The sequence below is a fragment of the Bosea sp. Tri-49 genome (assembly GCF_003952665.1).
Taxonomy (GTDB): Bacteria; Pseudomonadota; Alphaproteobacteria; order Rhizobiales; family Beijerinckiaceae; genus Allobosea.
The window spans coordinates 107,694-124,272 of record NZ_CP017946.1 but is presented as its reverse complement, the minus strand read 5'-3'; the positions used below and the strand labels follow the sequence as shown (position 1 = coordinate 124,272).

At 65.7% G+C, this 16,579-nt stretch carries 20 protein-coding genes; 11 read left to right on the top strand and 9 right to left on the bottom strand.

Going from position 1 to position 16,579, the window contains the following annotated elements; translation table 11 throughout:
* The first annotated feature begins 169 nt into the window (after positions 1–169).
* The 4 genes from BLM15_RS00635 to BLM15_RS00620 are packed head-to-tail and all read left to right on the top strand — an operon-like array spanning position 170 to position 2,803.
* Positions 170–628: a hypothetical protein gene (locus BLM15_RS00635; protein WP_126109390.1), complete on the top strand. Its 459-nt coding sequence runs from the start codon at positions 170–172 to the stop codon at positions 626–628.
* 11 nt (positions 629–639) lie between these two features.
* Positions 640–1,308: a ribonuclease T2 family protein gene (locus tag BLM15_RS00630; RefSeq protein WP_126109388.1), complete on the top strand. Its 669-nt coding sequence runs from the start codon at positions 640–642 to the stop codon at positions 1,306–1,308.
* Positions 1,309–1,314: 6 nt separating this feature from the next.
* Positions 1,315–2,166 carry a 23S rRNA (adenine(2030)-N(6))-methyltransferase RlmJ gene (locus BLM15_RS00625; protein WP_126109386.1) on the top strand — a complete coding sequence of 284 codons (852 nt, stop codon included), beginning with the start codon at positions 1,315–1,317 and terminating at the stop codon, positions 2,164–2,166.
* 34 nt (positions 2,167–2,200) lie between these two features.
* Positions 2,201–2,803, top strand: a complete 603-nt coding sequence (locus BLM15_RS00620) for a glutathione S-transferase family protein (RefSeq protein WP_126109384.1) — start codon at positions 2,201–2,203, stop codon at positions 2,801–2,803.
* A gap of 219 nt (positions 2,804–3,022) precedes the next feature.
* Here BLM15_RS00620 and BLM15_RS00615 read toward each other — a convergent pair whose 3' ends face one another.
* Positions 3,023–3,673 carry an outer membrane protein gene (locus tag BLM15_RS00615; RefSeq protein ID WP_126109382.1) on the bottom strand — a complete coding sequence of 217 codons (651 nt, stop codon included), beginning with the start codon at positions 3,671–3,673 and terminating at the stop codon, positions 3,023–3,025.
* 371 nt (positions 3,674–4,044) lie between these two features.
* Between BLM15_RS00615 and BLM15_RS00610 the strand changes: the two genes are divergently transcribed.
* The gene (locus tag BLM15_RS00610) at positions 4,045–4,842 is read left to right on the top strand and encodes a glycosyltransferase family 2 protein (RefSeq protein WP_126109380.1); all 798 of its coding nucleotides are present in this window, start codon (positions 4,045–4,047) and stop codon (positions 4,840–4,842) included.
* On the top strand, positions 4,832–5,581 hold the full coding sequence (locus BLM15_RS00605; protein ID WP_335904815.1) for an SDR family oxidoreductase: 750 nt from the start codon (positions 4,832–4,834) through the stop codon (positions 5,579–5,581). Before BLM15_RS00610 ends, BLM15_RS00605 begins: the two co-directional genes overlap by 11 nt.
* A 12-nt stretch (positions 5,582–5,593) precedes the next feature.
* On the opposite strand, the gene BLM15_RS00600 is transcribed toward BLM15_RS00605, so the two are convergent.
* The 7 genes from BLM15_RS00600 to BLM15_RS00570 all read right to left on the bottom strand — a co-directional run bounded on the left by BLM15_RS00600 (position 5,594) and on the right by BLM15_RS00570 (position 10,814).
* Entirely contained in the window at positions 5,594–6,223 is a 630-nt protein-coding gene (locus BLM15_RS00600; RefSeq protein ID WP_126109376.1) for a 2-hydroxychromene-2-carboxylate isomerase, read from the bottom strand.
* Between the two features lie 135 nt (positions 6,224–6,358).
* A complete protein-coding gene (locus BLM15_RS00595; protein ID WP_110488819.1) occupies positions 6,359–6,646 on the bottom strand; it encodes a hypothetical protein in 288 nt (95 codons plus the stop codon).
* Between the two features lie 161 nt (positions 6,647–6,807).
* Positions 6,808–7,572, bottom strand: a complete 765-nt coding sequence (pgeF, locus tag BLM15_RS00590) for a peptidoglycan editing factor PgeF (protein WP_126109374.1) — start codon at positions 7,570–7,572, stop codon at positions 6,808–6,810.
* A gap of 22 nt (positions 7,573–7,594) precedes the next feature.
* Positions 7,595–8,692, bottom strand: a complete 1,098-nt coding sequence (locus tag BLM15_RS00585; protein ID WP_164547346.1) for a class I SAM-dependent methyltransferase — start codon at positions 8,690–8,692, stop codon at positions 7,595–7,597.
* Positions 8,689–9,516, bottom strand: coding sequence for a prolipoprotein diacylglyceryl transferase (gene lgt / locus BLM15_RS00580; protein WP_206438587.1), 828 nt, complete (start codon positions 9,514–9,516; stop codon positions 8,689–8,691). The genes BLM15_RS00585 and lgt overlap by 4 nt, the downstream gene beginning before the upstream one ends.
* 76 nt (positions 9,517–9,592) lie before the next feature.
* Positions 9,593–10,159 (bottom strand): hypothetical protein, encoded by a 567-nt coding sequence (locus BLM15_RS00575; protein WP_126109370.1) that lies wholly within the window; start codon positions 10,157–10,159, stop codon positions 9,593–9,595.
* A 145-nt stretch (positions 10,160–10,304) separates the two neighbouring features.
* On the bottom strand, positions 10,305–10,814 hold the full coding sequence (locus BLM15_RS00570; RefSeq protein ID WP_126109368.1) for a hypothetical protein: 510 nt from the start codon (positions 10,812–10,814) through the stop codon (positions 10,305–10,307).
* Positions 10,815–10,889: 75 nt separating this feature from the next.
* Here BLM15_RS00570 and uvrC point away from each other — a divergent pair, with 75 nt between their 5' ends.
* The 5 genes from uvrC (at position 10,890) to BLM15_RS00545 (ending at position 15,614) form a co-directional block, all read left to right on the top strand.
* Entirely contained in the window at positions 10,890–12,995 is a 2,106-nt protein-coding gene (uvrC, locus tag BLM15_RS00565) for an excinuclease ABC subunit UvrC (protein WP_126116000.1), read from the top strand.
* Between the two features lie 173 nt (positions 12,996–13,168).
* The gene (pgsA, locus tag BLM15_RS00560) at positions 13,169–13,780 is read left to right on the top strand and encodes a CDP-diacylglycerol--glycerol-3-phosphate 3-phosphatidyltransferase (RefSeq protein ID WP_335904814.1); all 612 of its coding nucleotides are present in this window, start codon (positions 13,169–13,171) and stop codon (positions 13,778–13,780) included.
* Between the two features lie 26 nt (positions 13,781–13,806).
* Complete coding sequence (moaD, locus tag BLM15_RS00555) at positions 13,807–14,058, top strand: molybdopterin converting factor subunit 1 (RefSeq protein ID WP_126115998.1); 252 nt, start codon at positions 13,807–13,809, stop codon at positions 14,056–14,058.
* Between the two features lie 9 nt (positions 14,059–14,067).
* Positions 14,068–14,532 carry a molybdenum cofactor biosynthesis protein MoaE gene (locus BLM15_RS00550; RefSeq protein ID WP_126109366.1) on the top strand — a complete coding sequence of 155 codons (465 nt, stop codon included), beginning with the start codon at positions 14,068–14,070 and terminating at the stop codon, positions 14,530–14,532.
* Positions 14,529–15,614: a DUF1176 domain-containing protein gene (locus tag BLM15_RS00545; protein WP_126109364.1), complete on the top strand. Its 1,086-nt coding sequence runs from the start codon at positions 14,529–14,531 to the stop codon at positions 15,612–15,614. Before BLM15_RS00550 ends, BLM15_RS00545 begins: the two co-directional genes overlap by 4 nt.
* Positions 15,615–15,671: 57 nt before the next feature.
* On the opposite strand, the gene BLM15_RS00540 is transcribed toward BLM15_RS00545, so the two are convergent.
* Positions 15,672–16,562, bottom strand: a complete 891-nt coding sequence (locus BLM15_RS00540) for a branched-chain amino acid aminotransferase (protein WP_126109362.1) — start codon at positions 16,560–16,562, stop codon at positions 15,672–15,674.
* Between the last annotated feature and the right edge of the window lie 17 nt (positions 16,563–16,579).

The following is a 16,579-nucleotide window of genomic DNA, read 5'->3' as shown; positions in this document are numbered from 1 at the left end:
GGCCGGCTCCTTCGGGACGCCGGCCTTTTTTCTTTATTGGCCCTAGCCTGCGGCCGGATCGAAATGCCACAGGCCTCGTTCGACATGCGGCGCCCCGCCTATCCGCCTTGACCGTGGCCGCCCCCCCAGCCATCGTGCTTGCAACGGATCCCCCTTTCGCGAGGCCCCTATGCGCCGCGTTTCGCTTCTCTCGACCCTCGTCGCCGGGCTGTGCCTGGCCGGTCTCTCTGCCCAGGCTGCGGGCGGGCGCTACGTCCACCCGGCCGACCGGGCGGAAGAGCGCATCATCCCGATGTACGGCAATCTGCCGGCCTGTGAGGATCCGGCCGTGCTCGGCGAGATCACCAGCTGGTTCAACTCGCGTGAGGCCAAGTTCTGGGGCCCGTTGCAGGCAATCAGCTTCGACCGCGTTCGGCCCGTCGCCTGGCGCCCCTGGGGCGACGACTTCATCCCGCGCCGCTTCTGCACGGCGCGCGTACTGACCAATGATGGCGTGCTGCGCCGTGTCGACTATTCGGTTCGCGAGAATCTCGGGCTGTTCGGCTGGAGCTGGAACGTCAATTGGTGCGTCTCAGGCCTCGACCGTCATCGCTCCTATGCGCCCGACTGCAAGATGGCGCGCCCCTGATCCGGCTGACTATGTTTCTGAAACGAGTTGCCCTTGGCCTTTTGGCCGCTTGCACGCTGGCCGGCTCGGCTTTTGCGCAGGGCCGCTATGAGCGCGGCGGCTCGCCGGGCGATTTCGATTTCTACGTGCTCGCCTTGTCCTGGTCGCCGGGCTTCTGCGAGCTCGATGGCGGCCGCGGACGCAATCGTGAGCAGTGTGCTCCCGGCGCCAATCTCGGCTTCGTGGTGCATGGCCTTTGGCCGCAATACGAGCGTGGCTATCCCAGCGATTGCGGCCCGTCGGGCCGCTCACCCTCGCGAATCGCCATGGAGCAGGCCGAGGGCCTGTTCCCGACCGAGAGCCTCGCCCGCTATCAATGGCGCAAGCACGGCAGTTGCTCGGGCTCGAGCCCCGGCGACTATTTCGCCGATGCCCGCCGCGCCCGCGACAAGGTCGTGATTCCCCCCGCCTTGCAGAAGGGTGACAGCGAACAGAGCTGGACAGCGCTCGATCTCGAACGAGCCTTCGTCGCCGCCAACGCGGGGCTGCGCACCGACATGATGTCGGTCTCCTGCCGGCGCGGCGTGCTGGAGGAAGTGCGCATCTGCTTCAGCAAGGACCTGCGCAATTTCAGGACCTGCGAGGAGGTCGACCGCTCCGGTTGCCGCGCGCGGGATTTTCGCGTCAACGCGATTCGCTGATCCAGGATGAACTACCGCCACAGTTTCCATGCCGGCAATTTCGCCGATGTGCTCAAGCACGTCGTGCTGATGCGCATCCTCACGCATCTCAACGCCAAGGATAAGCCCTGGCGGGTGATCGACACGCATGCCGGCGCAGGCCGTTACGATCTCGGCTCCGAGGAGGCGCTGAAGACGCATGAATGGCGCGACGGCGTCGCCAGACTCGAGCAGGCGCCGCTCGCTTCGAAGGTCGAGGATGTGTTGAAACCCTGGCGCGAGGCGCTCGCCGCCGCCCGTGCCCGCCATGGCGCCGAGACCTACCCAGGCTCGCCCTGGCTCTGTCGACATGCGATGCGAGCCGATGACCGCCTGATCGCGGCTGAGCTGCACGAGAACACCTATCGCAAGCTCGCTCAGGCGCTCGCCCGCGACGAGCGCTGCAAGGCGCTCGAGATCGACGGCTGGACGGCCTTGCGCGCCAATGTCCCGCCGAAGGAGCGCCGTGGCCTCGTCCTGATCGACCCGCCTTTCGAGGAGAAGGGCGAGTTTTCGACATTGGCGGCCGAGTTCATCGCCGCGTATCGGAAATGGCCGACCGGGATCTACGCGCTCTGGTACCCGATCAAGGATATGCGCGCCGTCGAAAGCCTGCTCGACGCCATCGACGACGCCGGCATCGGCCGCCTGCTCCGGCTTGAAATCGATGTCGACCGGCCAGAGGCCGCCGGCGGTCTGAGCGCGACAGGAATGCTCATCGTCAATCCGCCTTGGCTGCTGGCGCAGGAAGCCGAGATTCTGCTGCCAGCCCTGTGCGAGCGGCTCGCGCAGGGACCGCGCCCGCGCTATCGCTGCGAGGCGATCCGCTCCGACGGCTGATCGTCCCTATCCGCCAAGCCGAAGGCCATGACCGATGCTGATCCTGCGCTCCTCCCCGACCTCCCCCTTCGGCCGCAAGATCAAGATCGCCATCGCCGAACTTGGACTGGACGATCGAATCGAGATCGTGCCGGCCGACACCAACGATCCCTCAGAATCGCTGCGGCGCCAGAATCCACTCGGCAAGGTGCCGACTCTGGTCTTCGAGGACGGGGCGACGCTGTTCGATTCGCGCGTGATCGCCGAGTATCTCGACCATCTCGCCGGTGGCGGCAGACTCTTCCCAGCCGGCGAAGCACGCTTTGCGCAATTGCGGCTGCTGGCGCTCGCCGACGGCATCTGCGACGCGGCCTTGCTGCAGGTCTATGAGCTACGCTTGCGCACGGCCGAGATGCGAAGCGCCGCCTGGACAGAGAACCAGACAGGCAAAGTGACGCGCGCTTTGGCCTCGCTCGAAGCGGCGCCCCCTGTCTATGACCGGCCGCGCATCGGCGAGATCGCGCTTGCCTGCGCGCTCGGCTATCTCGACCTGCGCTTCGAAGGAGCCTGGCGGACCAGCCATCTCGCCCTGGTCGCCTGGCTCGACGCATTCGCCGCCAAGGTTCCTGCTTTCGAGGCCACGCGCTTCAAAGGCTAGGTGTTTTTCAGTTGGCTGCGATCACCGGAGTCGCCACTGCGAGAAGCGCAACGTTGACGCAATCCGGGGACGGCAGAGTTCCATTTCCCTGGATTGGTCACTGCGTCCGCAAAGGCGGATACCCGGAGCTGCACACCCGAAATGACGGCTCGACACAACAGACAACAAAAAACCCGGTGGCCGAAGCCACCGGGTTCGCTCTGTCTCCGGGAGGAGAAATCAGAACTTGTAGCTGAGGCGGGCGCGGACGACCGAGAAGTCGGTGCCGACCTTGGAGCCGGGAACGCCAGCAATGTTCTTCTCGCCGAGGTCGACGTACTGATACTCGACGCCAGCGATGATGTTGTTGGTGAAGGCGTACTCGACGCCGCCGCCGATGGCATAGCCGCCGGTGTGGGTGCGGTCAGACGAGAAGGCCAGAGCCGGAACCGAGGTGCTGACGTTGCCGTAAGCCCAACCACCGGTGGCGTACACCAGGAAGCGGTCGAAGGCGAAGCCAGCGCGAGCGCGGACAGTGCCGTACCACTCGGTCTTGATGTTGACCAGGCCGAGGTTGCTGCCGCTGCTGAGGTCAGCGCCCTGGAAGTCGGCTTCGGCGCCGATCACGAACTGGCCGATCTGGTAGTTGTAGCCGATCTGGCCACCACCGATGAAGCCGTCGAGATCGCCGACATTGGCGAAGCCGTTGGCATTCACGTTGCCGAAGCCGTAGCCGGCGTTGGCACCGACGTAGAAGCCGGTCCAGGTGAACACCGGAGCATAGATCGGAGCAACGACCGGGCCCTTGCGGCTCGGCAGGTCGGCAGCGGAGGCAGCGCCGGCGGCGAGGAGGCCGAGGGCCGCAACGCCCGAAAGCAGATACTTCTTCATGACAAACTCCTTAGTCATCGTATTTCCCGGCGCTGGCCGGCAGGTGATTTCAGTGACCCCTTTATAGGGTTTGTAGCGGGCCGTGTCTGTTGCGGCGAGAACACATCTGCTTGCCAGACCGAGGCGAAATTGCGGCACGATCCGGAGCAAGCAAGGCATATTCATCAATTCCGGTTAGTCTTTGTTAAGACAGTCTGAATGGCTAACCGAATACTAACGCAGCGTCAGCGACTACGCACGGCCATCACATAACCGCCGCAAACCGGTTTGGGTTCCATGGCTGGCGCAAATCAGCCATGCGCCCCGTGCTTGCAGCCTGCCCTCGCGCGTGCTTTAGCCGACTGGGCCCTGCCTTTCGAGATCCGCCTTAAGTGTTACCGCTTTCGATCTTCATCATTGCGCGCGACGAAGCCGATCGCATCAGCCGCACCATAGCCGCGGTTCGCGATCTCAGTGATGACATCGTCGTGATCGATTCCGGCTCGACCGACGGCACCCAGGCCATCGTCACGAACCTCGGCGCGCGCGTGATCGAGCATGACTGGCCGGGCTATGGTCAGCAGAAGCGTTTTGCCGAAGAGCAGTGCCGCCATCCCTGGCTGCTCAACCTCGACGCAGACGAGGTGATCCCGCCGGATCTCGCGGCCGAGATCGCGGCTCTCTTCGCCAAGGACGAGCCGGCCTGCGACGCCTACCGCATTCGCATCGCCGAAACCTTCCCCGGTGAAGGCGCGCCGCATCGTTTCGCCTATACGCTCTCGCCGGTCCGCCTCTACCGGATCGACAAGGGACGCTACTCGCCCTCCCCGGTGCATGACCGCGTCGACCTCGCGCCGGATGCGCGCGTCGGCAAGCTCAAGGGCACGGTCCATCATTACTCGGTGCGTTCGCTCGGCGAGCAGATGGACAAGCTCAATGCGTATAGCGACGCACAGGCCGACGACCTCGATGCGCGCGGCGAAACACTTTCCGCCCTCCGGCTCGTGGCGGAATTTCCCGCCAACTTCATCAAGGCCTATATCGGACGACGTCACGCTCTGCGCGGAGTCTATGGCTTCATGACCGCGATGAATTACGCTTTCTATCGCTATCTGCGCGTCGCCAAGCACTGGGAGCGCCGGCTCCGGCGTCGCAGCTTCCGCGCGAACGGAAATGAGCATGGCGGCTGAGGTCGCCCTCGTCACCGGCGGCGCCAAGCGCATCGGCCGCGCCATCGCTTTGCGCCTTGCCGGCGCCGGCTACGCGGTCGCCATCCATTGCAATACCTCGCGCGCCGAAGCCGAAGCGCTCGCCGCCGATCTCACTGCTGCAGGTGGGCGGGCCTGTGTCATCGTCGCCGACCTCGCCGATCCGGCTGCCGTGGAGCGAATCGTGCCGGAGGCCGAGGCCGCACTCGGGCCGGTCAGCCTGCTCGTCAACAGCGCTTCGAGCTTCCTGGTCGACGATCTGCTCGCGCTCGATATCCCGACCTGGAACCGCCAGTTCTCGGTCAATCTGCGCGCGCCGTCGGTGCTCGCCGGAGCGATGGCCAATCGCCTGCCGCCGGACCGCCAGGGCGCGATCGTCAACATCGTCGACCAGCGCGTCTGGAAGCTGACGCCGCAATATTACTCGTACACGCTGACCAAGGCGGCGCTGCTGACCGCGACGACGACGATGGCGCAGGCGCTGGCGCCGCGCATTCGCGTCAACGCGGTCGGCCCCGGCCCGACTTTCGCCAACCCGCATGACGGCGAGGCGCTGCTCGCAGCCGAAGCAGGCGGCACACCGCTCGGCCACAAGGTCGAAGCCGACGACATCGCCGAGGCAGTGCTCTATCTCGCGCAGGCTAGGGCCGTCACCGGCCAGATGCTCGCCGTCGATGCCGGACAGCATATCGCCTGGCGCACGCCTGACATCGTCGACTGAGAGAAGCCGCTCTCAAACCGTCGCGTCGTTGCGATAAGGCGTCCGGTCTCTGGCGAGCGCGTCGGCCAGGAGGTCGAGCCGGTCCTGCCCCCAGAAGATTTCGCTATCCAGCACATAGCTCGGCGCCCCGAACACACCGGCCTCGACCGCCTCCGCGATCGCCGCCTTGTAGGCTTGGCCGGTCTCCTCGCTTTCGGCCGCTTCGATCAGGCCCGCGATATCGAGCCCGACCCGCTCGGCCGCAGCCAGGATCAGCTCCGGCCGCGACATATCCTGCTCGCGGGCCCAGACATCGGCCAGCACCTCTGCGACGAATTCGGCCGGGTCCTCTCCGCGCCCGACGAGGGCGAGGACGATCTTGTCGGCTAGCGACACGTCATAGGGAAAGAACTTTGGAAACAGCGTCAGCGGCAGGCCGCGCTTGGCCCGCCAGCGCTGCAATTCGAGCACGCGGTAGCGCTGCCGTACCGGGTGCCGCTTCGGCAATGGCAGGCCACCGGTCTCGTCGAAGACCGAGCGCAGCGGTGTCGGCCGATAGCGAACGGAAAGCCCGTGCTGCCTCGCCAGCTCGATGAAGGCACCGTGACCGAGATAGGTCCAGGGCGAGAGCAGCGTGAAATAATAGTCGATCTGGCGTGGCATTGGCGACCTCGGGCAAGCAAGGGCCGCAAGGTGCCCGCTGACGGCGCACTCCGGCAAGCTCGCCCGGCGTCAATTGTCGTGATCGTTTCGATCAACCGGGTCGTGGCGCCGCCAAGGCGGCGCCACGAGGAAGAATCAGGCCGCCGCCTTGTTCTTGATGGCGCCGATGATCGCGGTGAGGATAGCGCCACCGGCGCCGCCGCTGATCAGGTTGGTGAGGATACCGCCGACGCTGAGATTGCCGCCCATCGCAGCAGCCGAGATCGCCGGCAGCAGGACCGGGATCAGCTGGCCGAGTACGCCGCCGCCGACCAGGCCCGCGATGGTATTGCCGATCGTACCGATATCGAAGGTCGGCGAAGCCTTGCCGGCCGCATTACCACCGATCGCGCCTGCGACCAGGTTCATCAGGATCTGTTCCATGTTCAATCCCTCAGCCAAGGTGGATGGCGAAGGGAGGATGCCTCTCCGTCACGGCGTGCGCAACTCGGCATCGATAGAAACGGCGCCTGCAACGGCACGTTGCGCCGACTTACGAACCGAAATCACTCGTCAGCTGCGGCGCAAGCCGGGAGAAATGACCTCTAGCCCAGCGCGATGGCCGAGATCAGGCGCCCGTAGTCGGCCTCTTGCCGGTGAGTCGTGCGGCGATAGCTGTAGAATCGACTCTCGTCGCCATAGGTGCACAGAGCCAGATCATAGAAGCGACCGATGCCGGCTTCCTGCGCACGGTGCGCGATGAAGGCCGGCAGGTCGAACATCGCATGCGCCGGCCGCTCCGAACCGTGGAAGAAGCGGGCGAAAGTCGCGTTCTCACCTTTGAAACGCTCGATGAATTCCGGGCCGACCTCATAGGCGGCGGCGCTGATCGTCGGCCCGAGCACGGCGATGATGCGCTCACGGCGAGCGCCGAGCTTCTCCATCTCAGTCACGGTCGCGTGGATCACGCCGGTGAAAGCGCCCTTCCAGCCGGCATGAGCCGCGCCGATGACGCCAGCCTCAGAGTCGGCGAACAGGATCGGGCCGCAATCGGCAGTGGAGACCCCGAGCGCCACGCCATGCGCGACCGAGACCATCGCATCGGCCTTGGGTCGCTCTGCCTCCCAGGGGCCGGTGACGATGGCCACATCCGGCGAATGCACCTGATGGACGCTGACCAGCCGGTCGCGCTCGACGCCCATCTGCTTGGCCATGCGGGCGCGATTCTCGGCGATATGCGTCTTGTCGTCGTTCGAGCCGAGCCCGCCGTTCAGCGAAGCATAGATTCCGCTGGAGACGCCGCCCTCACGCGTGAAGAAGGCGTGGCGGATGCCGGGCTCATGGGCGAGATCGGGCGAGGTGATGAACATGGCGGCGCATCCGTTCTAAAGATCAGCCCTGCTCTGGCAGGCGATGAAGGTCAAATCCGGGCAGCAGCGGTAGATTCGGGTCCGCGACCGCCAGCACCTTGAAGAGCTCGCCCATTGCCGTCGGCCCGGTTTCGATCAGGCGTTCGGCACCGCTCGCAAGCGCTTCCGCCTGCGCCGGGGTGGCGCGGCGCGACAGCGCCTCGAAACGCTGCTGCAGGCCGAGCGCCAGCAGGAAATCGCGCTGTGCCACCGGGCCATGCGCCGCGGCGCCGGCAACAAGCCCGGCCTGCGCCATGCGGGCGAAATCGACGTGGACGGTGAGGTCGGCATCGCCCGGTTCGGCGAGCACCTCGACGAAGGCGTGGCGCTTCAAGGCCTGCAGCGTATCGCCGAAGCCGGAGCGGGCTGGGCCGTAATCGATGAACAGCCCTGCCCCGCCTTTGGCCGCGACGTGACGCGCGACGGTGGCAACCGCCTCCAGCGCCGCGGCCGGCTGCTCCAGCACCGAATCCGGCGAAGCAACGATACACAGGGAGCTGTCAGGCTCACCGGACAGACCGAAAGCCAGCCGCCCTTCGCCATCGAGCCCGACGAGCCGCTCACGCCAGCCGTCCGGCGTGCGGACGAACTGGTCGAGCGGCAGCGCGTCAAGGAGTTCGTTGGCGACGACAATCGCGGGTCCTTCCAGCGCCTCGTCGATGCGCTCGTGCCATTGCGGCGTCACGCCGGCCGTAGCCAGTGTCTGCCTCTGCCGCTCGCGCAACACCGGGCTGGTCTCGACCAGATGGACCGAAAGCGCATCGCGAAAGCCCGGCAGCGCCCGCGCTGCCCGCAGCATGTCCTGCATCAGCGTGCCGCGCCCCGGCCCGAGCTCGACGAGGCGGATGGAAGCCGGCGCGCCCATCCCCTGCCAGACGGTCGCGGCCCATAAGCCGATCAGCTCGCCGAATATCTGGCTGATCTCGGGCGCGGTGGTGAAATCCCCGTCAGCCCCGAACGGGTCCTGCTTCATGTAATAGCCATGGCGCGGATGGCCGAGGCAGAGCGCCATGTAGCGCGAGATGCTGATCGGCCCTTCCTGGCGAATCAGCTCTACGAGCTCCTGCGCCAGGCGATTCACGCTTCAGCCGATTCCCGCCGCTGCCGCAGCACCAGCACGAGGCCGGCCAGGAACAGCGGCACCGACAGCACCATGCCCATGGTCAGCCAGCCGGTCCCAAACAGGAAGCCGAGCTGCGGATCGGGTTCGCGGAAGAATTCGCAGGTCGTGCGGGCGATGCCATAGCCCATGCCGAACAGCCCGGCCGCGAGGCCCGGCCGCTTCAGACCGCCCAAGCGGACCACGATCATCAGGATCACCAGCAGGAGGAGCCCCTCGCTGAAGGCCTCGTAGAGCTGGCTCGGATGGCGCAGCACCGGGCCGCCATGCGGAAACACGATCGCCCAGGGCACGTCCGGCGCCGGCCGCCCCCAGAGCTCGCCATTCACGAAATTGGCGATGCGGCCGAGAAACAGGCCGATCGGCGCGACGACGGCGCCGAGATCGAGCGCCGAAAGCGGCGGATAGCCGCGCCGCCGGGCGAAGACCCACAACCCCGCTGCGGCGCCAGCGAGCCCGCCATGGAAGGACATGCCGCCCTTCCACACCGCGAATATCTCCAGCGGATTAGCGAGATAGTCTCCGAGATTATAGAACAGCACGAAGCCAAGCCGACCGCCAATCACGACGCCGAGCGCGGCGAACAGCAGGAAATCGTCGAGCGATTCCGGATCCGGCCGTGTCCGCCCGCCCCAGAGCCGCTCAGCTCCGGCGAGCCGGCGCGCATACCACCAGCCGCCGAGCAGGCCGGCGACATAGGCGAGCCCATACCATTTGATCGAGAGCGGCCCGAGCTGGAGCGCGACCGGATCGATCACCGGGAAGGGAATGGCGAAGACGGGCATGGGCAGCGGGTCCGGGTTGCGCGCTGCGGTGATGCAGGCGGCACGGCATCCGGGTCAAGAGGTGAGAGAGCCGCGCTCAAGCCCGGCCGCGCACCCGTGCCTCCGCCAGCATCGCTTCGCCAGCCAGTTCGAGCGAGGCTGGCGGCAGGTCCGTCGGCAGATGCTGATGGATGGTCGCAGCGAGCTCGTCGAAGCCGTTGTCATAGGGCGAGAACCGCAGGCGTGGCCCTTCGAAGGAGGTGATCCAGAGATAGCCGGTCCACTCCCCGCCGATCCGGGCGAGTTCATGCCAGCCCATCGCGATCACCCGCCCCGATATCGTCCGGCGCTCGATGCGCTGGCGGTTCCAGCGCACCTGTTCGATCAGGGCCTGAGCTGCGAGGAACAGGGTTATGCCGGCGAAGGCGCAGGTGAAGAGCAGGCCCGAGCTCCGCTCGACGCGTCCGCCCGCAACCACGAGCGTCGCGACAGCGGTGATCAGCACGCCGGCGAACAGGCCGAACCAGAAATATGGGCCGGGCGTCAGATATTTCCAGTCGCCATACCGCCGCGCCCGCCGGCGCTGCTGGCAGACGCAAAGCGCGGTCAGGGCCATGAAGGCCGGCACGAACAGGGCGGCCTTCATCAGGACATCGGCGGACATCGCAGGTCTCGGGCGAAGAGGAGCCCGCTTCTACCGGTCCTTGCAGGAAACCCGAAGCGCAACCCGCCGAAATGGCAAAGAAGCCGTTGCAGGATTCCGCCGCGCTCCCGACAAGGCTGGCTCATCGGATCGAGCAGAGGGATGTTTATCCTGGACACTCCGGCACTTGAAACTCAGCGCGATACCGGCCCCCGCCGGCACCGAAAGTAGAGATGCACTCGCGACGTTCGGCGGGGCTATAGAATCGGTATTTGCCCTCCCGATCCATGCTGGCTGCACCGAGATAGGTCCATGTGGACGAGTCGAAGTAGCGATACTCGGCAAATTCAGCCAACCGGGGCGGCTTGGCATCCTTGACTTCCACTGCGGAGCAGCACCCCCCTCCACCGATCACGATCAAAAAATTTTCGGGGGTCACATACAGATTTGCATGGGTCGCAGGTCCCCAGTCCGCCCACATTTTGGTTCTGGCCTCGCCTTGGCCATTTTTGACTAGCAACTCGTGACGGCTTTCAACCCCGTCCGACCAAATCTCGAAATGAGCACTCGTACCGGGAAAAGGCAGCTGAACGGCAAGTTCCCGAACCAAGCGCTCACCACAGCCAGCAAGAACAAGCAGGAGGGTTGCGAAAAGAGGCCATTCAAACGTCTTCATCAGTCACATCATCCAATCGGCTCGCCGCCGCGCTCCTGACATGACGAAGCGCCTGCGGCATCCTACATGCAGGTCATGAATCGCGAACGCCAAGAGCCACCGGAGCAAGAGCTGCCGGACGAGGACTTCAAGGACGAGGAGGACATCCTTCCCCCGCCCGAAGCCGCGCTCGATCCCGGCGAGGCCGCTCCCGGGGCGCTCAAGGCCGGCATCGAGGTGATCGCCGACTTCGCCAAACACCTGCCGAACCGGCCGGGCGTCTACCGGATGTTCGATCGCGCCGGCGAGGTGCTCTATGTCGGCAAGGCCAAGAGCCTGAAGAACCGGGTCACGGCCTATGCCCGCGGCATGGCGCACACCAATGCGGTGGCGCGGATGATCGCCGAGACGGCGAACATGGAGTTCGTCACCACCGGTACCGAGACCGAGGCGCTGCTGCTCGAATCGAACCTGATCAAGCAGCTGCGACCGCGCTACAACGTGCTGCTGCGCGACGACAAATCCTTCCCCTACATCTTCCTCTCGGGCGACCATCCGGCGCCGCAGATCGCCAAGCACCGCGGCTCGCGCCAGCGCAAGGGCGACTATTTCGGCCCGTTCGCCTCGGTCTGGGCGGTGGAGCGTACCATCGACGCGCTGCAGAAGGCGTTCCTGCTGCGGTCCTGCTCGGACAGCTATTACGAGAACCGCACCCGGCCCTGCCTGCTCTTCCAGATCAAGCGCTGCTCGGGCCCCTGCACCGGCGAGATTTCGCTTAGCGACTACCAGGGCCTCGCCGACCAAGCGCGCGACTTTCTCTCCGGCCGCTCCTCGGCGGTGAAGGAGCTGCTCTCCAAGCGCATGCAAGCCGCGGCCGAGGAGCTCGAATTCGAGAAGGCGGCGCGCTATCGCGACCGGCTGGCGGCGCTCTCGGCGGTGCAGGCCGGGCAGGACATCAACACGCAAGGTGTCGAGGAGGCCGACGTCTTCGCCATCGACGAGCAGGCCGGGCAGTTCTGCGTCGAGATCTTCTTCTTCCGCAACAAGCAGAACTGGGGCAACCGCGCCCTCTTCCCACGTGCCGACAAGAGCCTGACGCCGGCCGAGGTGCTGGCCTACGTCGTCACCCAATTCTACGACGACAAGCCGCCGCCGAGGCTCGTCCTGCTCTCGCATGAACTGGCCGAGGCCGATCTCATCGCGCAGGCCCTTTGCGAACGCGCAGGCCGCAAGGTCGAACTCGCGACGCCCAAGCGCGGCGAGCGACGCGACCTCGTCGCCCATGCCCAGAAGAACGCGCATGAGGCGCTCGCCCGCAAGCTCGCCGACAATGCCGGCCAGCAGAGCCTGCTCGCCGCACTCGGCGAAGCCTTCGGCATGGCGAAGGCGCCGCGCCGCGTCGAGGTCTACGACAACTCGCACATCATGGGTACCAACGCCGTCGGCGGCATGGTCGTTGCCGGGCGGGACGGCTTCATGAAGAGCCATTACCGCACCTTCAACATCTCGTCCGACACCATCGCCGGCGACGATTTCGGCATGATGCGCGAGGTGCTGAAGCGCAGGTTCGCGCGACTCGCGAAGGAGAGTGGAACCACCGCTGAAGCGGCCGAGCTTACCCAGGCGGACACAACTGGGCAGCCTGACGCAGTTGTCGACGAAGTCGGGGGCTCGAGTCCCTCTCCCGCTACCATTCCTCCCGAAGAGTTGGCGGGGCCGGCTCCTGAGTTGCCCGACGGCGACGCCTTCCCCTCCCGCCCCGACCTCGTCATCGTCGACGGCGGCAAGGGTCAGTTCGAGGCGGCGCGCAAGATCATGGCCGAATGCGGCGTGACCGACATCGCGCTCGTCGCCATCGCCAAGGGCGAGGACCGCAATGCCATGCGCGAGACCTTCTTCATGGTGGGCAAGGAGCCGTTCAAGCTGCCGCCGCGCGATCCCGCCCTGTTCTTCATCCAGCGCCTGCGCGACGAGGCCCACCGCTTCGCCATCGGCACGCACCGCGCCAAACGCAAGCGCGACATCAAGACCAACCCGCTCGACGAGATCCCAGGCATCGGCCCCTCGCGCAAGCGCGCGCTGCTGCTGCATTTCGGCACGGTGAAGGCGATCCAGCGCGCCAAGCTCGACGACCTGATGCGCACCCCAGGCGTCAACGCCGCCACCGCCAAGGCGGTTCATGCCCATTTCCATGAGCATTAGCGCGCGTTCCATCCGCTCGGCATCAGCCGGGAAAAGAAAACGCGCCAGCTCAGGAATTTGAGCATGTTCTCGCCGCGAAGCTGCTGTCCTTGGTGCGGGGCGTGGTTGGCGAATGGCCGGGTCACACTCTTGCGTGTTGACGCTGTCATGAAGGGGCTGCTTTGGTGAGCGTCGTGACGAGTCTGAACGAAGCCATCCGCCGGCGCGGCCCCTGGTCGCTGCCCAACCTTCTCACCTACGGCCGGATCCTTGCGATTCCGGCGCTGGTCGCGCTGCTGTTCTGGCCCTGGGATGCCTGGGCGCGCTGGACGGCGCTCGGGATTTATGTCGCGGCCGCCGTCACAGACTATCTCGACGGCTGGATCGCCCGTGCCTGGAGCCAGCAATCGGCCATCGGCCGCATGCTCGATCCGATCGCCGACAAACTCCTCGTCTGCGCCCTGCTGCTAATGCTCGTCCACACCGAGACGATCAAGGGCTGGGCGATCTGGGCGGCGATCGTCATCCTCTGCCGCGAGATCCTGGTCTCGGGCCTGCGCGAATTCCTGGCCGAGCTCAAGGTCAGCGTCCCCGTCAGCAAGGTCGCGAAATACAAGACCACCGCGCAATTGTTCGCCCTCGGCTTCCTCGTTGCCGGCCCTGCTGGCGACAAGGTCCTGCCTCACAACACCCAGATCGGGATCGTGATGCTGTGGATCGCGGCGCTGCTGACGATCTACACCGGCTGGGATTACCTGAATTCCGGCATCCGCCACCTCGTCCAGGAGGACGAGCGCACGTCATGAACACAGCCACCACCGAGCCCGCCGGCTTGCGCCTGGTCTATTTCGCCTGGGTACGCGAGCGCATCGGCCTCACCGACGAGACCGTCACACCGCCCGCCGGCACCACGACCATCGCCGACCTCGTGCGCTGGCTGAAGACGCGTGGCGAAGGCTATGAGCTCGCCTTCGAGAACGAGGCGATCGTGCGCGCGGCGATCGACCAGACCCATGCCAAGCCCGCCACCGTGATTACCGGCGCGCGCGAGATCGCCTTCTTCCCGCCGATGACCGGCGGCTGAGCCGGCGCCATGACGCCGCTCGTCCGCATCCAGCGCGAAGATTTCGACATCGGCGCCGAAATCGCGGCGCTGACCACCGGCAACCCCAATATCGGCGCCGTCGTCAGCTTCTCCGGATTGTGTCGAGATGAGAGTGGCCGCCTCGCCGCGCTCGAACTCGAGCACTATCCTGGCATGGCTGAAGCCGAAATTGAGCGCGTCGCGGCAGAGGCAGCCGCGCGCTGGCCGCTTTCTGGCCTCGTCGCCATCCACCGCTTCGGCTTGATCAAGCCGGGCGAGCAGATCGTGCTGGTGATCGCAACCTCGAGCCATCGCCGCGAGGCCTTCGAGGCCGCCGACTTCCTGATGGACTATCTCAAGACCCGCGCCCCGTTCTGGAAGCGCGAGCATCTCGCCGACGGCACGCTCGGCGGCTGGGTCGAGGCCAAGGCGGATGACGACGATTCGGCGAGGCGCTGGGAGACGAACCGATGACATCGCCTCGCAGTCTCGCCGGCCTTTGCCTCGCACTCACTGCGAGCCTCGTTGCGGGTCAAGCGGGCGCGGGCGAGAGCAAGGTCTTTCGGGATTGGGTCGCCGGCTGCGACAATCTCCGCAAATGCACCGCCTTGTCTCTGCCCGGCGAAGCGGCCGACACAATCTCCTATGTCAGGGTGGAGCGCGGTGGTGGTCCCGGCGACGCCGCGACGCTGTCCCTGCAGATCCGCGACATCAAGCTGAAAAAGTCCTTCGAGGCCCGGCTGACGATCGACGGAGCCGCGTTCCCAACAGCGGGGCGGACATTCGGCGGCACCTCGAGTGATGGCGAGGTCGGCGAAATCGATCTGCCGCAGCAGGATGGCGAGGCGCTGATCGCAGCCGCGCGCAAGGGCACGAAACTCGAAATCGCCTTCGACGACAAAGCTTTCTCTCTCTCGCTCGCTGGCGCGGTTGCCGCATTGCTCTGGGTCGATGAGCAACAAGGCCGCCTCGGCATGGTGACGGCGCTGATCCGAAAAGGCGATAAGCCGGCGGCATCGCTGCCGGCTGCACCTTCCCTGCCCGTCGTGACGTCACAGGCGACGGCCGGCCTGCCCAAGCTGAGCGAGAAGGACGCCAAGGCGCTGCCCCGCGCGCTGCGCGCCCACCTCAAGCGCGCCGCACCGGAAAGTTGCGACGATGCGGAGGAGGGTTCCGAAAGCTATGACAGCGTCTGGACGATGGGCCCGCGCAGCCACCTCGTCGGTCTCGTCTGCTATCGTGGCGCCTACAATGTCGGAACCGGCTACTGGCTGGTCGAGCAGGGCAAGGTGGCGAGCTCGCGCCGCATCGCCTTCCCGACACCGTCAGGCAAGCCGCAGGACGATCTGGTCAACAGCAGCTATGATCCCGCCTCGGGCCTGTTGGATTTCTTCAGCAAGGGCCGCGGTCCCGCCGATTGCGGTTCTTCCGGCATCTATGCCTGGACCGGCCGCACCTTCGTCCTGGCGAGCTGGAACGAGATGAGCGTCTGCCGCGGCCTGCCGCCTGACGAATGGCTCAACCTGTTCCGCAGCGAGCACAAAGCGGTGAAATGAAAAATCCCGGGCGGCCAGGGCCGCCCGGGACAGGTTTGGTCAGGACGACGCTGAGGTTCAGGCCGCGACCTTGGACTTCTGCCGGACTTCGTCCGAATAGTCCTCCATGATCACCTTGCCCATATTGCCGGTGATGAACTTGTAGGGTCCGATCTCGGAGACCAGCGTCACCTCGGCGGCCGAGCCGGTGATGAAGCATTCGCTGAAGCCTTCAAGCTCTTCCGGCCGGATGCGGCGCTCGACGACCTCGAAGCCGCGCTTCCGGCAGAGGTCGACCACCGACTGACGGGTGATGCCGTTGAGGAAGCGGTCGGCCTGCGGGGTGTGGACCACGCCGTCCTTGATGAAGAAGATGTTGGCGCCGGTACACTCGGCGACGTTGCCTTCCCAGTCGAGCATCATCGCGTCGGCATAGCCGCCGCGCTCGGCCTTGTGCTTGGACAGCGAGCAGATCATGTAGAGCCCCGCCGCCTTGGCATGGACCGGCGCGCAGGCCGGGTCAGGCCGGCGATATTCCGCGAGGTCGAGGCGCACGCCCTTCAGCTTCTGCGCCATGTCGAACATGCTCGGCCACTCCCACACCGCGATCGCCGTGTGGATGGTGTTGTTCATGCCGGAGACCGCCATCATCTCCGAGCCGCGCCAGGCGACCGGACGCAGATAAGCGTCCTTGAGGCCGTTCTCCTTCAGGCAGAGATACTTGGCGGCATCGAGCTCGGCGACCGAATACGGGATCGTGAAATCCATGATCTCGGCCGACTTGTGGAAGCGCTGCGAATGCTCGGTGCACTTGTAGATCACGCCGTCATAGGAACGCTCGCCCTCGAAGACGCAGGAACCATAGTGCAGACCGTGGGTAAGTACGTGCACCTTAGCCTCCTTCCACGGCACGAGCTTGCCGTCGAACCAGATGACGCCGTCGCGCTGGTCGAAAGGAATGACAGACATGATACAGTCCTCCAGGT